Origin of the sequence: Pseudomonas sp. 2995-3, from assembly GCF_002742565.1 — a bacterium.
GTDB lineage: Bacteria > Pseudomonadota > Gammaproteobacteria > Pseudomonadales > Pseudomonadaceae > Aquipseudomonas > Aquipseudomonas edaphica.
In genome coordinates, this window is sequence record NZ_LJSB01000069.1 from 1 (window position 1) to 308 (window position 308).

Annotated in this window: 1 protein-coding gene; it reads right to left on the minus strand. The window is 35.7% G+C overall.

The genetic code is table 11. The features are described from left to right. Positions 1-308, minus strand: a 308-nt coding sequence (locus tag AOA62_RS03855) for a TrkA family potassium uptake protein (protein WP_143521730.1), incomplete at both ends; no start/stop codon positions are given.

Consider the following 308-nt stretch of genomic DNA (forward strand, 5'->3'; position numbering starts at 1 on the left):
CGATTAGCAAATCCTTATTTGATATTTTATAATTTGGGGAAGGCGAAATATCGATATTGTCACCTTTTTTAATTGCAAGTATGGTTATCCCATATCGAGCTCTTATATTTAGGTCAATTAGTGACTTACCTTCTAGTTTGGAAGAGGCAAGTAATTCAACAATACTATACTCATCAGAGAGCTCTATAAAATCAATGACATTTTCATCAGATAATTGCTGGGCAATCCTTCGCCCCGTATCCGTTTCTGGATGAACGACTTTATCCGCTCCTATTTTCTCGAGTACTTTATGGTGATAGCTATTCTTT